Annotated in this window: 14 protein-coding genes; 3 read left to right on the forward strand and 11 right to left on the reverse strand. The window is 71.0% G+C overall.

The features are described 5' to 3' along the window. Positions 1 to 312 precede the first annotated feature (312 nt). Complete coding sequence (locus tag ACIQAC_RS17035) at positions 313 to 543, forward strand: hypothetical protein (RefSeq protein ID WP_351058513.1); 231 nt, start codon at positions 313 to 315, stop codon at positions 541 to 543. Between the two features lie 111 nt (positions 544 to 654). Here the strand turns inward: ACIQAC_RS17035 and ACIQAC_RS17040 are convergent, their stop codons facing one another. The 8 genes from ACIQAC_RS17040 to ACIQAC_RS17075 all read right to left on the reverse strand — a co-directional run bounded on the left by ACIQAC_RS17040 (position 655) and on the right by ACIQAC_RS17075 (position 14202). Then, positions 655 to 1515: a S1 family peptidase gene (locus ACIQAC_RS17040; RefSeq protein WP_402191653.1), complete on the reverse strand. Its 861-nt coding sequence runs from the start codon at positions 1513 to 1515 to the stop codon at positions 655 to 657. 160 nt (positions 1516 to 1675) lie between these two features. Next, entirely contained in the window at positions 1676 to 3229 is a 1554-nt protein-coding gene (locus tag ACIQAC_RS17045) for an RNA polymerase sigma factor (RefSeq protein ID WP_402191656.1), read from the reverse strand. Between the two features lie 658 nt (positions 3230 to 3887). Beyond that, positions 3888 to 4775 (reverse strand): FadR/GntR family transcriptional regulator, encoded by an 888-nt coding sequence (locus ACIQAC_RS17050; RefSeq protein ID WP_402191657.1) that lies wholly within the window; start codon positions 4773 to 4775, stop codon positions 3888 to 3890. A gap of 162 nt (positions 4776 to 4937) precedes the next feature. After that, complete coding sequence (locus ACIQAC_RS17055; RefSeq protein ID WP_402191660.1) at positions 4938 to 6869, reverse strand: ATP-binding cassette domain-containing protein; 1932 nt, start codon at positions 6867 to 6869, stop codon at positions 4938 to 4940. Positions 6870 to 6986: 117 nt separating this feature from the next. Next, positions 6987 to 7745, reverse strand: a complete 759-nt coding sequence (locus ACIQAC_RS17060; RefSeq protein ID WP_402191661.1) for an NUDIX domain-containing protein — start codon at positions 7743 to 7745, stop codon at positions 6987 to 6989. A gap of 118 nt (positions 7746 to 7863) precedes the next feature. Then, positions 7864 to 9891: a glycogen debranching N-terminal domain-containing protein gene (locus ACIQAC_RS17065; RefSeq protein ID WP_402191664.1), complete on the reverse strand. Its 2028-nt coding sequence runs from the start codon at positions 9889 to 9891 to the stop codon at positions 7864 to 7866. 370 nt (positions 9892 to 10261) lie between these two features. Then, positions 10262 to 11893: a DUF4192 domain-containing protein gene (locus ACIQAC_RS17070; RefSeq protein ID WP_402191665.1), complete on the reverse strand. Its 1632-nt coding sequence runs from the start codon at positions 11891 to 11893 to the stop codon at positions 10262 to 10264. Positions 11894 to 12042: 149 nt separating this feature from the next. Beyond that, the gene (locus ACIQAC_RS17075) at positions 12043 to 14202 is read right to left on the reverse strand and encodes a RecQ family ATP-dependent DNA helicase (protein ID WP_402191668.1); all 2160 of its coding nucleotides are present in this window, start codon (positions 14200 to 14202) and stop codon (positions 12043 to 12045) included. 519 nt (positions 14203 to 14721) lie between these two features. Between ACIQAC_RS17075 and ACIQAC_RS17080 the strand changes: the two genes are divergently transcribed. Next, entirely contained in the window at positions 14722 to 15357 is a 636-nt protein-coding gene (locus ACIQAC_RS17080) for a hypothetical protein (protein ID WP_402191670.1), read from the forward strand. 318 nt (positions 15358 to 15675) lie between these two features. On the opposite strand, the gene ACIQAC_RS17085 is transcribed toward ACIQAC_RS17080, so the two are convergent. The 3 genes from ACIQAC_RS17085 to ACIQAC_RS17095 form a co-directional block, all read right to left on the reverse strand. Then, complete coding sequence (locus tag ACIQAC_RS17085) at positions 15676 to 16317, reverse strand: hypothetical protein (RefSeq protein WP_402191672.1); 642 nt, start codon at positions 16315 to 16317, stop codon at positions 15676 to 15678. A gap of 68 nt (positions 16318 to 16385) precedes the next feature. Beyond that, the gene (locus tag ACIQAC_RS17090) at positions 16386 to 17087 is read right to left on the reverse strand and encodes a ribonuclease HII (protein ID WP_402191674.1); all 702 of its coding nucleotides are present in this window, start codon (positions 17085 to 17087) and stop codon (positions 16386 to 16388) included. Positions 17088 to 17169: 82 nt separating this feature from the next. Further along, entirely contained in the window at positions 17170 to 17793 is a 624-nt protein-coding gene (locus ACIQAC_RS17095; protein ID WP_402191677.1) for a TetR/AcrR family transcriptional regulator, read from the reverse strand. 209 nt (positions 17794 to 18002) lie between these two features. Here ACIQAC_RS17095 and ACIQAC_RS17100 point away from each other — a divergent pair, with 209 nt between their 5' ends. Continuing rightward, entirely contained in the window at positions 18003 to 19550 is a 1548-nt protein-coding gene (locus tag ACIQAC_RS17100; RefSeq protein ID WP_402191679.1) for an MFS transporter, read from the forward strand. The last annotated feature ends 75 nt before the right edge of the window (positions 19551 to 19625 follow it).

Consider the following 19625-nt stretch of genomic DNA (forward strand, 5'->3'; position numbering starts at 1 on the left):
TCCAGACTCGCATGCGTGTTCGATCCCTCGATGGAGTGAAGTACATATCACGTTCCCTTCGGGGCATGAACCATTTAGGCTCCGGGCACGTCCTCATGAACAAACCGGCACTCCGCCGGGAGGACCGACACTGACCGATAGCGCGAAACCGTAAGACACAAGCACCACGCATACGGCACATTCGCCGCCAAACCGGCAGCAGACAGCCGCCCCGGAAGATTTTTTCGAAGCGAAGCCACGAGCGGGAACGTTTTCGGGCTGGTTGGATGTTGACCCTGGTACGACAGCTCGTCGAGCTAGAGAAGAGGCGACGTGACTACTGTTCTGACCCCCGCGAGCCCACTGACGGCCGCCGATCGCTGCGACCGCTGCGGCGCCCAGGCATACCTGCGCGTCGTGCTGCTGAGCGGCGGAGAACTGCTCTTCTGCGCCCATCACGGTCGCAAGTTCGAGCCGGAACTCAAGAAGATCGCCGCTGAGATACAGGACGAGACGGAGCGACTCACCTCGGCTCCCGCTTCCACTCCGGAAGAAGAGCGCTGAGGCCTCGCGTCCACGACGAGCCAGTTCCGGCACAGGCCGGTCCTCGGGCGGCCGCCCCTCGTGAGGGGCGGCCGCCCTCGCTCGTGGACGGATGACCCGCCGGGAAGGCTCTCAGGAGCCCCCGGAGGCCCTCTCGCCGGTCCGTGTGCTCCAGCCGAGCTCCTGGACGGCGTAGGACACACGCGTGTAGACACCGGGGCTTCCCGCGCGGCCACAGCCGCTGCCCCACGACACCAGGCCGACAAGCCGCCCCTGAGCGATCAGCGGACCGCCGCTGTCCCCCTGGCAGGCGTCCCGGCCCCCCTCCTCCTCCCCCGCGCACAGCATGCTGTCGGCGCGGTACGTCCCGTCGGCACTCCCCGGATACGCCTCCTCGCACTGGGCGTCGGGCAGTACGTGGACGCGTGCGGCCCGCAGACCGGTGGCGTAGTCGCCGGCTCCGCTGGCATCGCCCCAGCCGTAGACCAGAGCGGCCGTGCCGGATGCGTAGGCGGGATCCCCCGGCCCGGCCATGCCCACCACCGCGGTCTGCGCGAGTGGCGCCGCCAGGGTCAGTACGGCGAAGTCGCCGGCGTTGCTGACCCCGTCGTACCCCGGGTTCACCCAGGTCTTGCTGACGGCGATCTCCTGCCCCTGCGTGGTCCGCAGGTCCGTACGGCCGGCGATGACCTTGAGATCGGCCACCTCGCCGGGCGGTGCTCCCAGCACCTCCTCACCCAGACAGTGGGCGGCCGTGAGCACGGTGGTGCGACCGACCGCGACTCCGCCGCAGAACTGCCCCGAGCGCGTACCCCCGAACCGGTCACGACTGGACAGCGCCACCGTCCACGGGCTGTCCGCCACGTCGACGGGGAACCCGCCGACCACCACACTGTCGGCGGACACGGGGGCGGCCGAGACCAGCGGTATCGCGGTCGCGGCGGCTGCCAGAACCAGCGGCCGGGCCAGCGCCCGCGCGATAGGACGACGCATACGCGTACCTCACTCTCAGGTTGGGAGGGAACACCCAGAGTGATTCAGTACACGACGGCCCGCACGCGCGCGTGCAGCACGAAGGCCCGGTTTCCCACGATGGGGAACCGGGCCTTCGATGCCGTACGAAGTACCGACGGGCGACCGTCGGCGGTGGGACCTAGTCGAGGTAGTCGCGCAGGACCTGGGAGCGCGACGGGTGGCGGAGCTTCGACATGGTCTTGGACTCGATCTGGCGGATGCGCTCGCGCGTGACGCCGTACACCTTGCCGATCTCGTCGAGCGTCTTCGGCTGGCCGTCGGTGAGTCCGAAGCGCATCGAGACAACGCCCGCCTCGCGCTCGGACAGGGTGTCGAGGACCGAGTGCAGCTGCTCCTGGAGGAGCGTGAAGCTGACCGCGTCGGCCGGGACGACCGCCTCGGAGTCCTCGATCAGGTCACCGAACTCGCTGTCGCCGTCCTCGCCGAGCGGCGTGTGCAGCGAGATGGGCTCACGGCCGTACTTCTGGACCTCGATGACCTTCTCGGGGGTCATGTCGAGTTCCTTGGCCAGCTCCTCCGGGGTGGGCTCGCGGCCCAGGTCCTGGAGCATCTGGCGCTGCACGCGCGCGAGCTTGTTGATGACCTCGACCATGTGCACCGGGATACGGATGGTGCGGGCCTGGTCGGCCATCGCGCGGGTGATCGCCTGGCGGATCCACCACGTGGCGTACGTCGAGAACTTGTAGCCCTTGGTGTAGTCGAACTTCTCCACCGCGCGGATCAGACCGAGGTTGCCCTCCTGGATCAGGTCCAGGAAGAGCATGCCGCGACCGGTGTAGCGCTTGGCCAGGGAGACCACCAGACGGAGGTTGGCCTCCAGGAGGTGGTTCTTGGCGCGGCGGCCGTCCTCGGCGATGATCTCCAGCTCGCGCTTGAGCTTCGGCGCCAGCTTGTCGGCGTTGGCCAGCTTGTCCTCGGCGAACAGACCGGCCTCGATGCGCTTGGCGAGCTCGACCTCCTGCTCGGCGTTGAGCAGCGGGACCTTGCCGATCTGCTTGAGGTAGTCCTTGACCGGGTCGGCGGTGGCACCGGCCGCCGCGACCTGCTGCGCGGGCGCGTCGTCCTCGTCCTCGTCGGACAGGACGAAGCCCGCGCTCTCGGCACCCTCGGGCTCGTCGGCGCCGGCCTTGGGCTCCTCGACCGCCTCGTCCTCGACGCCCTCGGCGTCGTCCTTCTTGGCGGTGGTCTTCTTGGCCGCCGTCTTCTTGGCGGTCGCCGTCGTCTTCTTCACGGCCGCCTTCTTGGCGGTCGTCGTCTTCTTGGCAGCGGCCTTCTTGGCGGTCGAAGCGTCCTCGGCCGACTCCACCTCGGGGTCGGCGGGCGCCGCCGCGGCCGCGGCCGTGGTGGCAGAGGCCTTTCGCGTGGTCACGGTCTTCGCCGCGACCGTCTTGGTGGCGGTGCGCTTGGCCGGACTCTTCGCTGCGACGCTCTTGCGGGTGCGCTTGGGCTCTGCGGCACTGACCATCAGCGTCACACCCTCTTCCTCGAGGATCTGGTTGAGGCTGCGCAGTACGTTCTTCCACTGAGTGGCCGGAATCTGGTCAGCTTCGAAGGCCCGACGCACGTCATCGCCGGCGATCTGCCCCTCAGCCTTTCCCCGCTCAATGAGCGCCATGACAGAGACGGACTCGGCGATCTCCGGCGGGAGCGTACGGGATGTGCTGGCCGACACGAACAACCTCTCGGAACGTTGGAAAACGGCTTCCGGCCCCGTCCATGACGGACAGGAGCCGACCGCCGGCTTGGGGATGGGCCGACGGCGCGGGCGGGGGCCGGGGAGATGCACAGCGCCTTGAACGGCGTCCGTATTCCCTCCGCGGCTGTCACCTCTTAGGTCATCGCGCTGTTACCGCGAGCGTTACGCCCAATCTGCGTGGCCCGAGTCACACCCCGTAAGCGCTCAAAAGCGGTCAGACATGTGCAGAGGGGGTCACCTGCGAGTCGATCCCGGGCCGATCCGAGATCATCTCGCGTCGATCCGGTTTCACCCCGGGCCGATCCAGGGTCACCCCGTGCCCGATTCGAGAACGATCCGGAGCCGATCCGGGTGCCCGACCGAGATCGATCCAGGGCCGCTCCAGGACCGATCGTGGGCCGATCGTGGGCCGATCCAGATCCGACCTGGAGTCGGCCCAGAGCCGGCCTGTCGACGACCTGGGGACGATCCTGGCCGTCCTGGAGCCGATTCGGGGCCGCCGCCCCGTCTCACCGTCGGACCCCGCCGGATCCTCAGGGATCCCACGAGGTCCGACGGGAGCCGGTCTCCCGGCCGAGCGGCACCACAAGGAGGGGAAGAGCACCGCCGGCCGTGGCACCCGCGCGGAGCTCAGTCAGTGCTCGCGCGGGGCGGGCACCACGCGCTCCACCTCGGGGTGGACGGTGAGCAGTTGACGCATGGCGGCCTCGGCGGCCATGCCGTCACCGTTGACGACCGCCTCGACGATCCGGGCGTGGTGCGCCAAGGAGGTGTCGTTCGGGCGGTCGCAGCCCGTGACCGGTCCGCCGGACACCTGTAGGGCGGAGGACACGATCCCGGAGAGGTGCTCCAGCATGCGGTTGCCCGCGATCTGGATGAGCAGCGAGTGGAACTCGGCGTCCGCGCGGGAGAACGTGAGGGCGTCGCCCTGGCCCAGCGCATGGCCCATGATCTCGACCATGTCGGCCATGCGCTGCTGGATGTCCTCGCGGCCGTGCCCTGCGGCGAGCCGCGCGGCGAGCGGTTCGATCGTCCACCGCAGCTCGGTCAGCTCGCGGCGCTGGTCGTCGCGCTGCGGTCCGAAGGCGCGCCATTCGATGATGTCGGGATCCAGCAGGTTCCAGTCGCTGACGGGCCGCACGCGCGTGCCGACGTTCGGCCGCGCGCTGACCAGGCCCTTGGCCTCCAGTACGCGAAGGGACTCGCGGACTACGGTGCGGGAGACCTCGAATCGCTGGCCGATCTCCTCGGGCACGAGCGGGCGGTCCGCGCCCAGGTCGCCGGAGACGATCATCTGACCCAGCTGTTGGACGAGTTGGCCGTGGAGCCCGCGTCCGCGGCTGCCCGCGGCGCGCCGGCCCACGCGGCCCAGCTCGGAGTCCGCGCCCTCCCAGGCGGGGGCCACTACGCGGTCGGCGGCGGGGGCCTCCGCGTAGGGGTAGCGGTCGAGTTCGCCCGGGCCCGCGAGAGCCGAGTCTGCGGAGCGGGCGGAGGTCATCATGGTGTGCGCAAGGGTACTCACGGATCATTTGTCGGCGCTCTCCTCAACTCCCTTGAGGTCTTTGGTGAAAAGCACACGAAAGGGTGATCGCTCACCCCGTCGCAATTGACGCCTTATCGGAAAGAAATGGGCTTTACCCGGGGAGTTGTGTGCATCTCGGTTCCGTAAGGTCCCACGCGGTCGTCATCGGACCCTGCCACGCACGGTCGTGAGCAGATACGCGCAGAGCAGCGCGGTGAGCGACAACGTCAGCGCTCCACCGACGGGTTGAGCCACGACCTGCGCGGCGACGGTCAGATACCGCTCCCCACCGAAGGGCCACTGCGCCAGGAACACCTCCCGCACCCGCATCGGAAAGCCCGCGGCGGTTCGCACGGACGGTCCCTCCAAGGCTTTTTGTACGAGTGGTACGCCGAGGACCGGCACGGCGACCACGGCCGCGAGCCCGGCTGTCGTGGACCTGAAGACACCGGCTGCGAGCACTCCGGCCCAGGCACAGCCCACGACGAGCCCGATCCAACTGGCACCGAGTGACAGCCAGTCCGCGGGAACTTCCGTGAGTTCCCGTCCGTAGACGAGGTAGAGCACTTCGGCGTCGCAGCCCACGGTGAGGGCGGCCAGGAGCAGCGCGGTGGCGGCGGAGACGAGGAGCTTGGCCGCGAGCAGCCCCAGCCGGCGGGGCACGGTGCCGCGGTCCGCCGCCAGCGCGGGGTGGCGGAACTCGTCGCCGAAGGCGAGCGCACCGAGCAGTCCCGCGCCGAGCGCCGCGGGCGGCAGAGGCAGCTCGCGCGGCCAGGCTGCCAGCAGACGTGCCTGCGGGGTGTGGCCGATTCGGGCCAGGACGACGGCGGTCAGCGCGGAGACGACCAGCACGGCGGCCACGGTGAGGAACCCGGTGCTGATGCCCGTGGCACGGCGTAGTTCGTAACGCAGCGGACGCAGCGGGCTGGGCGCGGGACGGACGGAGATGGGGGGTGGGAGCGGAGGCAGGGCGTCGAGCGTGCGGGTGGTGGGACGCCGGGATGCCGCGCCCGGCGTTGCGGCTGCCTCGTGTCCGTCCGCCGTCGGTTCCGGGACACCTGAAGACGCCCCGGAGCCTCCTGAAGGTGTCAGGGGCGAGACCGCGGCCGGTCCTCGTGGCGGTGGCGCCGCGGTGACGGAGTCTGCGCGAGGAGCCCGCGACCGCCCTGTGGCCTGCTGATCGCTCGGCCCGCCGGCGGCGAGGTCTACGCCCGCTCCCGGTCCCATGTCCCCCGTCTCATTGGCCAGTTGGTGGACGAGGATGCCGTGACGGTAGGCGGTCTCTCCGACGTCGGCGCAGGTACTGCCGTACACCGAGAGCCGGTTGCCGCCCTCCCGGACGACCTCGACCGAGCGATGTGTGGTGCGGGCCTCCTTGGCGAGCAGGGAGGCGAGGCGTGCGGCATGGGGGCTGCGTACGGCGACCCGCGGGCGCAGCCGGGTTCGGGCGAACTCCACCGCCGCCTGGTCCGCGACGAGCCTGCCCTGTTCCAGTGTGACGACCTGGTCGGCGGTCGACGCGGCCTCCTTCGGGTCGGCCACAGTGAGGAGGACGGTGCCGCCCTGGCCCGCATGCGCGCGCAGCATGCCGTAGAGCCACTGGATCTCGCGGGGAGAGAGCGCGTCGCTGGGTTCGTCCAGGACGAGTGTGTGGGGGTCGGAGAGCAGCGCGCAGGCCAGACCGAGTCGGCGGTCCATGCCTCGTGCGAGGGTGCCGAGCCGTTCGTCACGCAGGCTGACGAGTCCGACCACCTCCAGCACCTCGTCCGCGCGCCGGACCGGAACTCCCGCGGCGGCGCACAGCATCCGGAGATGACCGCGCACGGTTCTCGAGGGGTGGCCGGGCACATCTCCCAGAAGTACGCCCACTTCGCGGGACGGATGGGCGATGCGGTGCAGGGGCCGGCCCCTGAAGTAGGTCGCGCCGCGGCCGTGTTGGAGTTCGAGCATCAGCCGGAGCACCGTCGTCTTGCCCGCGCCCTCGCCTCCGAGCAGCGCGGTGACCCTGCCCGCCCGCGCCTCGAAGGAGACATCGTCGACGGCCGGCGGAAGGCCCTTGCGGGAGTTGCTGGTCAGTCCGAACGCCTGGATCACCCGAAGCAAGATAGCGCGCTATATCCCTTTTTTCGGGCACCTGGTGGGCCTGCTGCACGACGAGTGACCGGCCGCTTCCCGGCGAACCATGCGCTCGGCAGGTGCCTGCTCACCGGTTCACACCTCGGGACGCAGCATCGGGGGGTTGAGCAGTGTGGCGCCCCCGGCGCGGAACAACTGTGCCGGGCGCCCGCCCTGGCGGGTGGTCGTGCCGCCGGTCGGGACCAGGAACCCGGGCGTGCCGGTGACCTTGCGGTGGAAGTTGCGCGGGTCCAGCGCCACACCCCACACCGCCTCGTAGACGCGGCGCAGCTCGCCGACGGTGAACTCGTAGGGGCAGAACGCCGTGGCCAGGGACGAGTATTCGATCTTCGAACGGGCCCGCTCCACGCCGTCCGAGAGGATCTGGGTGTGGTCGAAGGCGAGCGGTGCCACGGGCTCGCCATCGCGCCCGTAACCGCCCTGCTGCAACAGCTCCTCGACCGGCGCCCAGCGCGCGTTGCTGGCGTCGCCGCCCGCGCGCGGTGCGGGCAGATCGGGGGCGAGCGCAAGGTGCGCGACGCTCACCACACGCATACGGGGGTCGCGCTTGGGATCGCCGTACGTCGCGAGCTGCTCCAGGTGAGCACCGTTGTCCGTGGCGGGGACGGCCGGGTCGTGCACGCACAGCCCCGTCTCCTCCGCCAGCTCGCGCGCCGCCGCCTGCGCCAGATCCTCGTCCTCCCTCACGAACCCGCCGGGCAGTGCCCAACGCCCCTGGAACGGCGTCTCGCCCCTGCGCACCGCCAGCGCGCACAGCGAGTGACGACGCACGGTCAGCACGACCAGGTCCACAGTGACGGCAAAGGGCGGAAATGCTGACGGGTCGTAGGGCATGCGGCGATCATAGTCGTCTGCCTGACGATAAACACGCCCTTCGCCGACAGCATCACCACCCGCCCGATCCGGCCGTCACCCCCGGTACGTCCGCCGAAGCACTCCGGTCCGTACGAGGTCACACCCCTAGTTGCAGGCCATCGGCCGCCTCCTCGACCATCGCCAGACCGAGGCGGCTGACGCGCACGGAGAAGGGCGCTCCGGCGATCCGCAGACCGGTGAGGCCGATCTCGCCGAAGGGTGCGCTGCGTATCGGGCGCAACCGCACCGTCCCGGCCGGGGCGTCGGGGCGGATTCCGGCGAGTGTGGTCAGCATCAGCACTCCGGCCGATGCCGCGACGGCGGCGGGGCGGCACGCCGCCGGGTGCGGCAGGGGCGCGCTCCCCTCGGTGCGCTGCTCCCCCGCGTACATCTCGGGCAACCGATGGCCGAAGGTCTCGGCGGCCACCAGCACGCCCCGGAGTAGTGACGTAGCCTCCTTCTCGTACCCGGCGGCGCTCAGTCCCGCCACGGCGACCGCCGTCTCATGGACCCGCACGGCCCCGCTGCGATGCCCGAACGGGTTGTAGCCGGCGTCCTTGGTCCCGAGGCCGCGCAGCCCCCACCCCGAATCCATCGCAGGGCTGCCGAGAAGCCGGGCGACCTGTTCGGTCTGCACCTTGTCCAGCAGTCCCGGCGCCTGCACTCCCCCGCCGAGCAGACCGGTGTCGAGCAGGTACGCGACCGCCGCGCCGGGGTACGGCACAAGGCGGCCGTCCGGTGCCCTTGCCGCCGCGGGCCGACCACCACCGACGTCGTCGATCCAGAACCGTTCCCGGAACGCCGCCCGCATCCGCTGCGCCCACCGCCGGAACTCAACACCCCCGGGTCTGCCGTACGCGTCGAGAAGATCCGCGCCGAGCAGTGCCGCACGGTGAGCGTGGGCCTGCGTCTCGCAGCGCACCGGACCGCCGGGCTGCGGATCGGACAGGTAGGTGCCCTCGCCGACCGCGGTCCGCATCCAGGTCAGGCAGCGCTCGGCCGTCGGAAGCAGTTCTTCGATGTCCTGCTCGGGCAGCCCCCAGCGGCGGGCCTCGGCAAGCAGAACCGGGAAGAGAAGCGTGGCCTCCGTGGCGGTGGAGACGGGCGGCAGGTGCACGCCGGCATCCCGGAGAGGACCGGGGATCAGACCGAACCTCGTTCCGGGACCGGCCAGTTGGGTGCGTGCGAGGGTGCGTAGTGTGCCGGCGGCCAGGCGTGTGCCGAGGGACAGGGTCATTCTGGCGGCGGCGAGGGCCTCGGCGGGGGCGAGTCCGCAGCGCCAGGGCGCGCCCGCGGCGAGGTAACTGTCGGAGGGGTGGTCGGGGTCGCGCAGGAGAAGCGCCTGGAGATCGTCCACGCTGGTCGTCATGAGCGGGCCGACCCTCGGGTCGTCACCGGTCGCACGCGCAGGGGCCAGTGGACTCGTCGCCGCTCGACCGACCGCACGGACCGGACCCGCGCCATCGAGGCGGACACGCAACTCCACACTCGCGCTGCCACCCGGAGGCAGCTCGAACTCCCAGCGCAGCATCCCTGCGGAGGCCAACGCGTCGGCCGGCGGTGGATCGGCCGTGACCGAGGACGTCCCGGCCGCGGAGGACCAGCGCAGGCCGGAGTCGTGGACGCTTGCGGGCAGTTCGGGTCCGGTGGCGCCGGAGGCGATCGCGCCCAGGTCGGCGAGGTCGGTTCCGAGCGCCACTTCGACGGGCACCCTCAGGGGCCGTGGCGCCGCGCTCCGCAGGGTGATCCGCTCCCTGCCGTCCGCGTGCCGGATGCGCTCCACCACAACGTCCGGGTCGGGGCCGGGTTCCGGCGAGGCCCGCAGCGTGGCCACGAACCGCGCGCTGTCCGCCCCGGTCACCCTCGCCTGCACCGCCAGGGGCTCGCGCCCGGCCACCCTGACCTGGCAGCGGGACAGCAGACGGCGTCCCGCGCGGTAGAAACCGACCAGTCCGTGCCCGGTCAACTGCCCATGCTCCGTGGAGACGGCGAAAGCCGGGAGGCTGACGCAGATCAGGGTGCGGTGCGCGGGGGGTAGAGCGGCGGGCGGGCGGGTGCGTGGGAATGCGGGTGGGGGTGGCGAGCCCGAAGGTGGGGCCGTCGGCGGCGGAGGCGGAGAGGACATCGGCAGCGGAGGTGGTGGTGTGCGTTGCGCGAGCGGCGGGCGTGGCGGGAAGCGAGGGCCGGTGTCGCCCGTGCCGTCCCTCCGTTCACCCCTGCCCACCGCCTGCGTCGACGACGGGCGGACCGACCCCGACCCCGATCGGACAGGCGTGGAGTGGGCGTCGGCGGCCCAGGGCGGAGTGGGCTGGTGCATGGGGGCGGCTTTCTTCTGCGCTCTGTGCGCCTTGGGCGGGTTCGGCACGGGGTGATGTGGCGCCGACGGGCAGGGGCGGTGCGGAGGCAGGGCGCGTCCAGGTGTTCCGCCACTCAGGTGAACGGGGTGGGGCTCCCCGGGGTCACGCCCGTGCCCGGACGACCCGACCGAATGGCCCTCAGTCACCGGCATCGGACCCACCACCACCGGCCTGAGCGCCGTCGCCGCGAGAGTGAGCGGGGTTGACGCCGTCGCCGGCCGTGGCGCTCGGACGCGTGACTCGTGTCCGAGCGCCGGCGGAACGCGTCCTGCCCACCGAGGCTGCGGGCCGGTGGGTGCCGGATCCGGGGGCTCGGCTGTCCGCGCGGGCGGCGGGCGAGACGCCGGCGGCACCACCCGCGGGACGGGCTCGCCTGCGACGCCGGGAAGGCGTGCCGTCAGCTGCCGAGGGCCCGTGGACCGCGGGCGAGCCCGTCATGCCGGAGGCGAGTTCCTCGTCGGTGCTGGCCTTCACCCCGGTGTCGGGCTCCCCCACTTCGGCACCCACCGGTCCGTCCGCCATCGCCCCACTGGCAGCCACCCCGGCCACCCCAACCGCCTCCACCTCGTCGCCGTTCCGCCCTCGATCCGTACGCTCCCGGCGCAGGCACCGTCGGATCGACTCGGGGTCCAGTCCCTCGTTGGCCGCCTGGTGGAGCAGGCGGGCGAACAGGTAGTCCCGGTCGGCGCCCAGGGCCATGGCAAGGGCCTCACGGGCCTCCAACTCGTCGCCCGTCGACCAAGCGACCCAGCCGGCAAGAGTGAGCGGTGCCGCGGCGTGTTCGCTGTACGGGCCCACGCAACGCCGGGCGAGAGCTCGCCAGAGGCGCAGAGCGGGTGCCGCCTCGTCGCCCTCCATCCACTCCGCCGCGCGGTCGCGCGTCGTGCGGTCCTGGAGACCGAGGATCAAGGTGGCGGCCTCCTGGTGTGTGAGCAGTTCGTCGTCTCGGAGGTCCGACAGGAGCGTGCCCGACACCGTGGGCGCGTCGGTGAGGCGCCGCATGACTCGCTCGGCCAGTTGGAGCGTTTCCGTGGCCACACTCGCGCGGTTCGCGTCGTCGAGGATCCTGGGGACGAGGGCCATGCCGGCCCTGTCCAGTGCGCTCTCCTGGTCCAGCACGGCGGCCGTCTCCAGGGGGAGCAGCCTGGCCCGCAGCTCACGGAGCGTGCCGCGGACCTGGACGCCCGCGTAGGTAGCCGCGGCGGCCAGCACGGACGTGCCCGGCAGGCCCATGGCGGCGCCTTCGGGCGGGCAACAGCTCGGCGTGGCGCAGCAGTAGGACCAGAAGCGGTTGTCGGAGATGCACAGCGCCTCGATCACCGGCACGTCTAGGAGGCCGCACTCCACACGCAGGTGCTGGATCAGCGGGCGCAGCCCGGCCATCACGTCCTGGCCGGTCTGGCCCGCCGCCGGCTCCCGGCAGACGTAGGCCACGATCTGTTCGGGCGGGGTGCCTCGGCGGCGGCTGCCCGTCACCAGTCCGTGGGCCAACTGCTTGGCGACGGACGGCCAGTCGTCCGCGTTGGTCGGAATGCCGAGCCGGGCCCGGCCGCCGAAGCGTCCTCGCCCGTCCTTGTCGTGCAGGGCGACGAGCACAATGCTGTCCTCGGGCCGGTACCCGAGCAGGTAGGGCAGCGCGTCGGCCAGTTCGGCGGGCGTGCGGAGGGTCACCTGCTGGGAGCCGCCGTGCCCGACGTACGCCGTGATGTCGTTGTTGTCGAAGGATCCACTGTTGTCGCAGGATCCGGTGGATTCGCCGTGATTCGTCATGCGAAGACGATCTCGCGGATCCCGATCCTCCGCTTGACCCTGTGGATAACTCCGGTGTGGATAACTCCGATCAGGGACACGTCACCAAGGTCAACTCGGCTTTCCCGGACGGCTTCAGGCTCTCGCCCCGCCCCCACCCGGAACCGCCCTCACCCAGCCGCGGCGAGTACCAGCGGAAGCACTTCCCCGCTGCCCGCCCGGCGCAGCAGACGCGCCGCGACCGCGAGGGTCCAGCCGGTGTCGGTGAAGTCGTCCACGAGCAGCACGGGGCCCGGCGTGCGCGTCAGAGCGTCGGCCAGCTCCCCGGACACGGTGAACGCGTCGGACAGCGCCCTGAGGCGTTGCGCGGAGTTGCTCCGGCGTACCGCGTGCGCGCCGTCGGGCCCGACGTGCGTCAGCGTGCCGAGCAGGGGAAGACGGCCGACGGTCGCGATGCCCTCGGCGAGGGAGCCGACCAACCGCGGGCGGGACAGCGACGGTACGGCGACCACACCGACCGGACGGGCGGCGGCATCCGGACCGTCCGTGGCCCAGCCGCCCGGGGAACGCGCCCAGTCGGCGAGAACCGCCACCGCGGCGCGCAGGACCTCGTCGGGGACGGGACCGTCGGGCGCGTTCTCGGCCAGCAGGGGGCGCAGACGGTTGCCCCAGCCGATGTCGGAGAGCCGGCCCAGGGCGCGACCGGTGGAGCACTGTTCCCTCGCCGGGATGCGGCCCTTGAGTTCGATGCCCAGCGCGGGCATGCCCGTCGGCCACATCCGGCGTGGCTCGACCTCGACACCCGGGCGGTCGAGTTCCTTAACCGCTCCCGTCAGCGCCTCGTCCGAGACCGAGGACTCGATCCAGACGCCGGCGCAGTTGTCGCAGCGGCCGCACGGCGCGGCGTCCGGGTCGTCCAGCTGCCGGCGCAGGAACTCCATACGGCAGTCGGTCGAGCTCACGTAGTCGCGCATGGCCTGCTGTTCGGCTGCGCGCTGTCGCGCCACGCGCGCGTACCGCTCGGCGTCGTAGGCCCACGGCTCGCCGGTGGAGATCCAGCCGCCCTTCACCCGCTTGACCGCGCCGTCGACGTCAAGGACCTTGAGCATGGTCTCCAGGCGGGTGCGACGGAGTTCCACCATCGCCTCCAGTGCCGGTACCGAGAGGGGCCGTCCGGCGTCGGCGAGGGCCGCGAGGGTCTGTCGGACCTGTGCCTCGGGCGGGAACGCGGTGTCGGCGAAGTAGCGCCAGATCGCCTCGTCCTCCTTGCCCGGCAGCATCAGCACGTCGGCGTGGCGCACCCCTCGCCCCGCGCGGCCCACCTGCTGGTAGTAGGCGATCGGCGAGGACGGCGAGCCCAGGTGGACGACGAAGCCCAGGTCCGGCTTGTCGAAGCCCATACCGAGCGCCGAGGTCGCGACGAGCGCCTTGACCCGGTTCTCCAGCAGGTCGGCCTCCGCCTGAAGCCGGTCCGCGTTCTCCGTGCGTCCCGTGTACGACGCCACCTTGAAGCCATGCTGCCGCAGATAGGCCGTGCCCTCCTCGGCGGCCGCGACCGTGAGGGCGTAGATGATCCCAGACCCCTCCAGCTCGTCCAGGTGCTCGGCCAGCCAGGCCAGGCGGTGGGCGGCGTCGGGCAGCTGGACCACGCCGAGCCGCAGGCTCTCCCGCTCCAGGGAGCCGCGCAGCACCAGGGCCTCGCCGACCCCGGTCCCCAGCTGTTCGGCCACGTCCGCGGTGACGCGTGAGTTGGCCGTCGCCGTGGTGGCAAGTACCGGCACGCCCGGGGCCAGCTCGGCGAGCATGGCCCGCAGTCGGCGGTAGTCGGGGCGGAAGTCGTGGCCCCAGTCGGAGATGCAGTGCGCCTCGTCGACGACCAGCAGACCGGTCGTGGCCGCGAGCTTGGGCAGCATCTGGTCGCGGAAGTCGACGGAGTTGAGCCGTTCCGGGCTGACCAGGAGAACGTCGGTCTCGCCGCGCTCGACCTCGCCGTGGATCGTGTCCCACTCCTCCGGGTTGGCCGAGTTGATCGTGCGGGCCTGGATACCGGCCCGCGCGGCGGCCTCGACCTGGTTGCGCATCAGTGCCAGCAGCGGCGAGACGATCACGGTCGGGCCGGAGCCGCGCCGCCGCAGGAGAGCGGTCGCGACGAAGTACACCGCCGACTTCCCCCACCCGGTGCGCTGCACGACCAGGGCACGCCGGCGCTCCTCCACCAGGGCCGACACCGCCTGCCACTGGTCCTCCCGCAGGCGTGCCGAACCGCCCGGATCACCGACCAGCTCGGCGAGGATGGCATCGGCTTCGGCGCGGAGCTCCAGATGGTTCATGCCCCCATGCAACCCGATGCCTACGACAGTCAGCCACCTGCCTCCACACCGGACCCCCGTGTTCGGGCCCAAATCGCTGCCGCGCGGTGTGGGTGGCCGGGAGGGCCCGGCACCTCAGGAAGTAGGGCCCACCGCGAGGGAGGGGTGTTTCGCTTGCTCCCAGCGGTGCAGGCTTAGGAGTGGAGGGCGTGTCGCGCCCTTTTCGAGCGCGTGTCGCCTGCCGGGGCGCGTGTCGCCCTGTCCGAGCGCCCTGAAACACCAATGCCGGGCGGGTACCCGCAGTGGTGAGCCGTACCAGGCGTCACCAGGTCACCCCGTGGGTAGGGATATAAGCCACGCAGCAGCAGATATGGGTCGGTGACCCCATTTGCTCGTTGCCGCATCCCAGTTCGACAGCAAGAATTGAGGTCCGCTCCCCGCACGGCCCCGCCGTGGTCCGGAAGGGCTCTGCTGCGGTGTGTGCGTTCCCCCGAACCAGACCCCCGCCCGCAGTGTGGGCGCGTAGCCGAAGGGAGGATCGTGACCTTCGGATTCGCCTCGTCCTCCGCGGCATCGACGTCGTCCTCGGCCGACCTGTCCGGAGCCTCCACCAACCCCTTGGCCCGCACGCTCGAACCGGGCGAGTGGGCGGCTGCGGGCATCCCCCTGCTGCGCAATCCCCGGGAGGTCGTCAGCGGGCTGCATGCCCGGCACCGCCCCATGCCGCTCACCGCGGTCGTGGCGGTACTCGATCCCGAGGAGCGGCTCCTGGCCAGCGCGTCGTTCAAGCGGCGCTCCGCGCCGGAGGACGGCTGGATGCTGCGCAACGCCCTGCTCTCCCAACTGCGCCGGGTCATCCCGCACGACTTGCGCCGCCGTACGCCCGTGCGTACGGCCGTGCTGCTCTACTGCCGGGAGGGCGACGCCCGTTGGACGGAGGAGGACGGGGCGTGGATGTGGGGTCTGCGGGACGCCTGCACACTGCACGGGCTGCGCTGCGGGGCGTACATCACGCTGACCCGCGACGGCTGGCAGGTGCTCGGTGAGGGCCGTGCCGGCCGCCGGCCCAGTCTGGGCTCGACTCCGGAGCCTCTCGCCACAGCCGAGTCACCGTCCCCGCTGCCCCGCACCGGCGGTGCGGCGTCGGAGATCCTGAGCCGCGTCGCGGCCCGCTGAGCCCCGCCCGGATCGACCAACCCCGGCAACGACCGGTCTCGCGTCACAGCGAACGACTACTGCCGGGCATGGCCAAGCGCTGTCCTCGACCGGCCCCGCGGCAGCGAGGCACCAGACCCCGCCAACCCCGTCACAGCCAAGCACCGCCCCGATCGACGCCCGCCACAGCAAGGCATCGCCCCGTCCACGCCCGGTCACAGCGAAGCACCGGCTTGTTCTGCCCCTGTCACGGGCAAAAGCCGGTGCATCCTCCGTACTCAAACCGCCGCGGCGGCAACAGCAGCCGCGTACGTCCCCCCGGTGCCTACCGGGCGGGGCTCAGACGCCCGCGCCCAGAACCGAGTTGATCTTCTCCGGGTCGCCGCAGACGATCAGCAGCGCACCGGCCCGACCGAGCGCCAGCGGCAGCACGTCGGCGGCCGTGGCGTCGGAGCCGCCGTTGACGGCGACCATCACGACCGGACGGGACGCGGCACGGCTCACCACGGCGGCGTCGGCGTAGAAGACGTCGTCGCGGGCGTCGTGCTGAGCCCAGTACGAGGCTTCCCCGAAGGACAGCTCGTGCGTGGCCCAGGGGTGTTGCTCGCCCGTGGTGATCACCAGCACGTCACCGGGGGCGCGGCCCGAGTCCAGAAGCAGGTCCACGGCTTCCTCGGCGGCGTCGAGAGCGCCTTCGGCCGACGCCGGGATCAGCTGGATCTGCGGGGTGGTTGAGGTCTGCTGGGAGGCGGCGGGAGCCGCGGGGCCCGACGGTGCGGGCTTGGCCGGTGCCATGTCACGCGGCGCGCGTTGCACGGGCGGCGACGGCCGGAGGGGGCCGGGACGACCGGGGCGCGACGGAGCCGCGGGGCGGGGACCGGGTACAGGACGAGGGGTCGGCGCGGTGCGGCTGTTGGCCGGCGTGGCGCGGGGACCCTGGGCACTCTCGTGAATCTGAGGCTCCTCGGGAATGAGAGGCATGAGCTGATGTCTATCAAACGTTGGTGCGACTCGCGTGAACGGGTGGCACATACGTGCGATCGAAACCGTTAGAAATCGAAGCCGAGCTGACCATCGATCTCCGGAACGTTTCCGTCCGCCCAGACGCGGGCCTTCTTGAGGTGCCGCCACTGGGGCAGCGCATCAAGATACGCCCACGACAACCGGTGGTAGGGGGTGGGCCCCCGCTCCGCCAGTGCGGCCTTGTGCACGGGTGAGGGATACCCGGCATTGTCCGCAAAACCGAAGTCTGCATGGTCGATACCCAGTTCGGCCATCATTTTGTCGCGCTGGACCTTGGCGATCACCGAAGCCGCCGCGACCGCGACGCACGACTGGTCGCCCTTGATCACCGTGCGCACCTGCCACGGCGTCCCGAGGTAGTCGTGCTTGCCGTCGAGAATCACCGCGTCGGGACGGACCGGAAGCCCTTCCAGCGCGCGTACGGCGGCCAGTCGCAGCGCGGCCGTCATGCCCACTTCGTCGATCTCCTGGTGCGAGGCGTGCCCGAGGGCGTACGACGTCACCCAGGTACGCAGATGCTCCGCGAGCACGGTGCGCCGCTTGACGGTGAGGAGCTTGGAGTCGGTGAGACCTTCGGGAGGCCGGCGCAGTCCGGTGACCGCCGCGCAGACGGTGACGGGTCCGGCCCAGGCGCCGCGACCGACCTCGTCGACACCGGCAATGATCTTCGCTCCGGTCGTGGCGCGGAGTGAGCGCTCGACGGTGTGTGTAGGAGGTTCGTACGGCATGGCGCACCAAGCGTACGCCGCCCGGATCACGTCGTGACACCCCGGCTCCCCGACCGGCCCCCGCCCCCGGTGCGGACCCGGGTCAGTCGCCACCCGGCCGCAGCAGCGGCATCATCAACTGGTCGATCATTTCCTCGAGTTCCCGGTCCGTCCATTCGCTCACCGAAAGCTTTGAGCGATACATCATCATGGCCGGGATGACGTCGAGGACATAGCCGTTCACCGCGTCGCGCCGCACCTCTCCCCGCTCGATTCCCCGGGCGGCGATCTCCCCCAGCAGCCTGACCGTGGGTTCGACGACCCCTTCGAAGATGACTCCGTGGAAGCGCTCGGCCTGGGACGGATCGCATTCGTGAATCACCGACCGGAGGGCCGAGCCAGGGCGCGAGTACATCGCGTCGCGCGCCCAACGGCACAGCGCGAGCAGGTCCTCACGCACACTGCCGAGGTCCGGCGTCTCGTCGAAGCGGGGCAGTCCGGCCTGGAGGGCGTCGGCGACGAGGTCCTCCTTGGAGGGCCAGCGCCGGTAGACCGCGGCCTTTCCGGTCTGGGCGCCCGCCGCGACGCCCTCCATGGTGAGGCCGCTCCAGCCGACCGTACTGAGCTGTTCCAGGGCGGCATCCAGGATCGCGCGTTCGAGCACGACGCCGCGCCGACGGAGTGCGGCCGGCCGAGCAGGGGCGGCCGTCCAGCGCGAAGCAACCATCGGTCCATCTCCAGCGAGGGGGAAGCGGTCGCCCCGGAGGACCCGGACCGAGCCGCCACCTTTTGGGGGCAGGGACGCGTCGCAGGGCGCCAAGGGGGATGCGCCACACGACGGCAATTTAAGTGAACGGTTGCGTTCCTTATGGGGGACTCACTACCGTTGACGCCACAGTGAACGCCACCGTTCACTAAAGCTCTGGGGGACCCATAGTGACAGCCTCTCAGTTGGTCAACGACCAAAAACCAGGTGCAGCGCGCCGGCAGGGACATCCCGGCATCGCACTCACCGTCATCGCGGCCTGCCAACTCATGGTGGTACTCGACGCGACGATTGTGAATATCGCGCTGCCCCACATTCAGAACGCCCTCTCCTTCAGCACCACCGAGCTGACCTGGGTGGTCAGCGCGTACACCCTGACCTTCGGCGGTCTACTGCTGCTCGGCGCCCGCGCCGGTGACATCCTCGGCCGTCGCCGGGTCTTCATGGCCGGCATCCTGATCTTCACCCTCGCCTCGCTGCTGGGCGGCTTCGCCCAGGAACCGTGGCAACTGCTGGCCGCGCGGGCCTTGCAGGGGGTGGGTGGCGCGATCGCGTCGCCCACGTCGCTGGCGCTCATCACCACCACGTTCCCCGAAGGGCCGGAACGGAATCGCGCGTTCGGTGTCTTCGCGGCCGTCTCGGCAGGCGGTGGTGCCATCGGTCTGCTCGCGGGCGGCATGCTCACGGAGTGGCTCGACTGGCGCTGGGTGCTCTTCGTCAACGTGCCCATCGGTGTGCTGATCGCCGTACTCGCACCGCTCTACATCAACGAGTCCGAACGCCATCCCGGACGCTTCGACATCGCGGGCGCCGCGACCTCGACACTGGGCATGGCATCCCTCGTGTACGGCTTCATCCGCGCGGCGGAGGAGGGCTGGCAGGACGGCCTCACCCTCGGCTCCTTCGGCGCCGCGGTGGTCCTGCTGGTGGCCTTCGTCTTCATCGAGATGCGGGCCAAGGAACCGATCACCCCGCTGAAGATGTTCGCCGACCGCAATCGCTCCGGCACGTATGTGATCATGCTCAGCCTCGCTGCGGCGATGTTCGGCATGTTCTTCTACATCGTGCTGTTCGTGCAGAACGTGCTCGGCTACACCCCGATCGAGGCCGGTCTCGCGTTCCTGCCGGTCACCGTCGCGATCGCGATCGGAGCGGGTCTGTCGCAGCGGTTCCTGCCGACGCTCGGCCCGAAGCCGTTTATGGTCGTGGGCTCGGCACTCGTGCTCATCGGGCTCATCTGGCAGACCTTCATCACCCCTGACAGCACCTATGTGGGCGGTGTGCTCGGTCCGATGGTGGTGTTCGCCTTCGGCATGGGCCTGAACTTCGTGACCGTCACGGTGACCGCCGTCTCCGGTGTGGCCCAGAACGAGGCGGGCGCGGCCTCCGGCCTGCTCAACGCGACGCAGCAGGTGGGCGGTTCGCTCGGCCTCTCCATCCTCACCACGGTGTTCGGTACGGCCACGAGGGACGAGGCGGAGAAGCAGGTGCCGGACTTCCTGGCCAACGGCACCGCGCAGCAGAAGGCGGAGTTCGCCCAGACGCAACAGCTGCCGGCGCCATGGGGACACGAGGTCCTCTCCCAGGGCATCTCGACCGCCTTCATCCCGGCGGCGGCGATGGCCGTACTCGCCCTGGTCACGGCCTGGTTCGTGATCAAGGTTCGCAAGAGCGACCTGGAGGCTCTCTCCGGTTCGTCGGGTCCGATGGTCGGCTGAGCCGGCCTCGGCAGCAACCGGACTCAGCGGGTGGGCGGCAGGCATCACGGGGGTGTGCCGGTCGCCCACCCGCCT

The sequence above is a fragment of the Streptomyces sp. NPDC088387 genome (assembly GCF_044753385.1).
Lineage (GTDB): Bacteria > Actinomycetota > Actinomycetes > Streptomycetales > Streptomycetaceae > Streptomyces.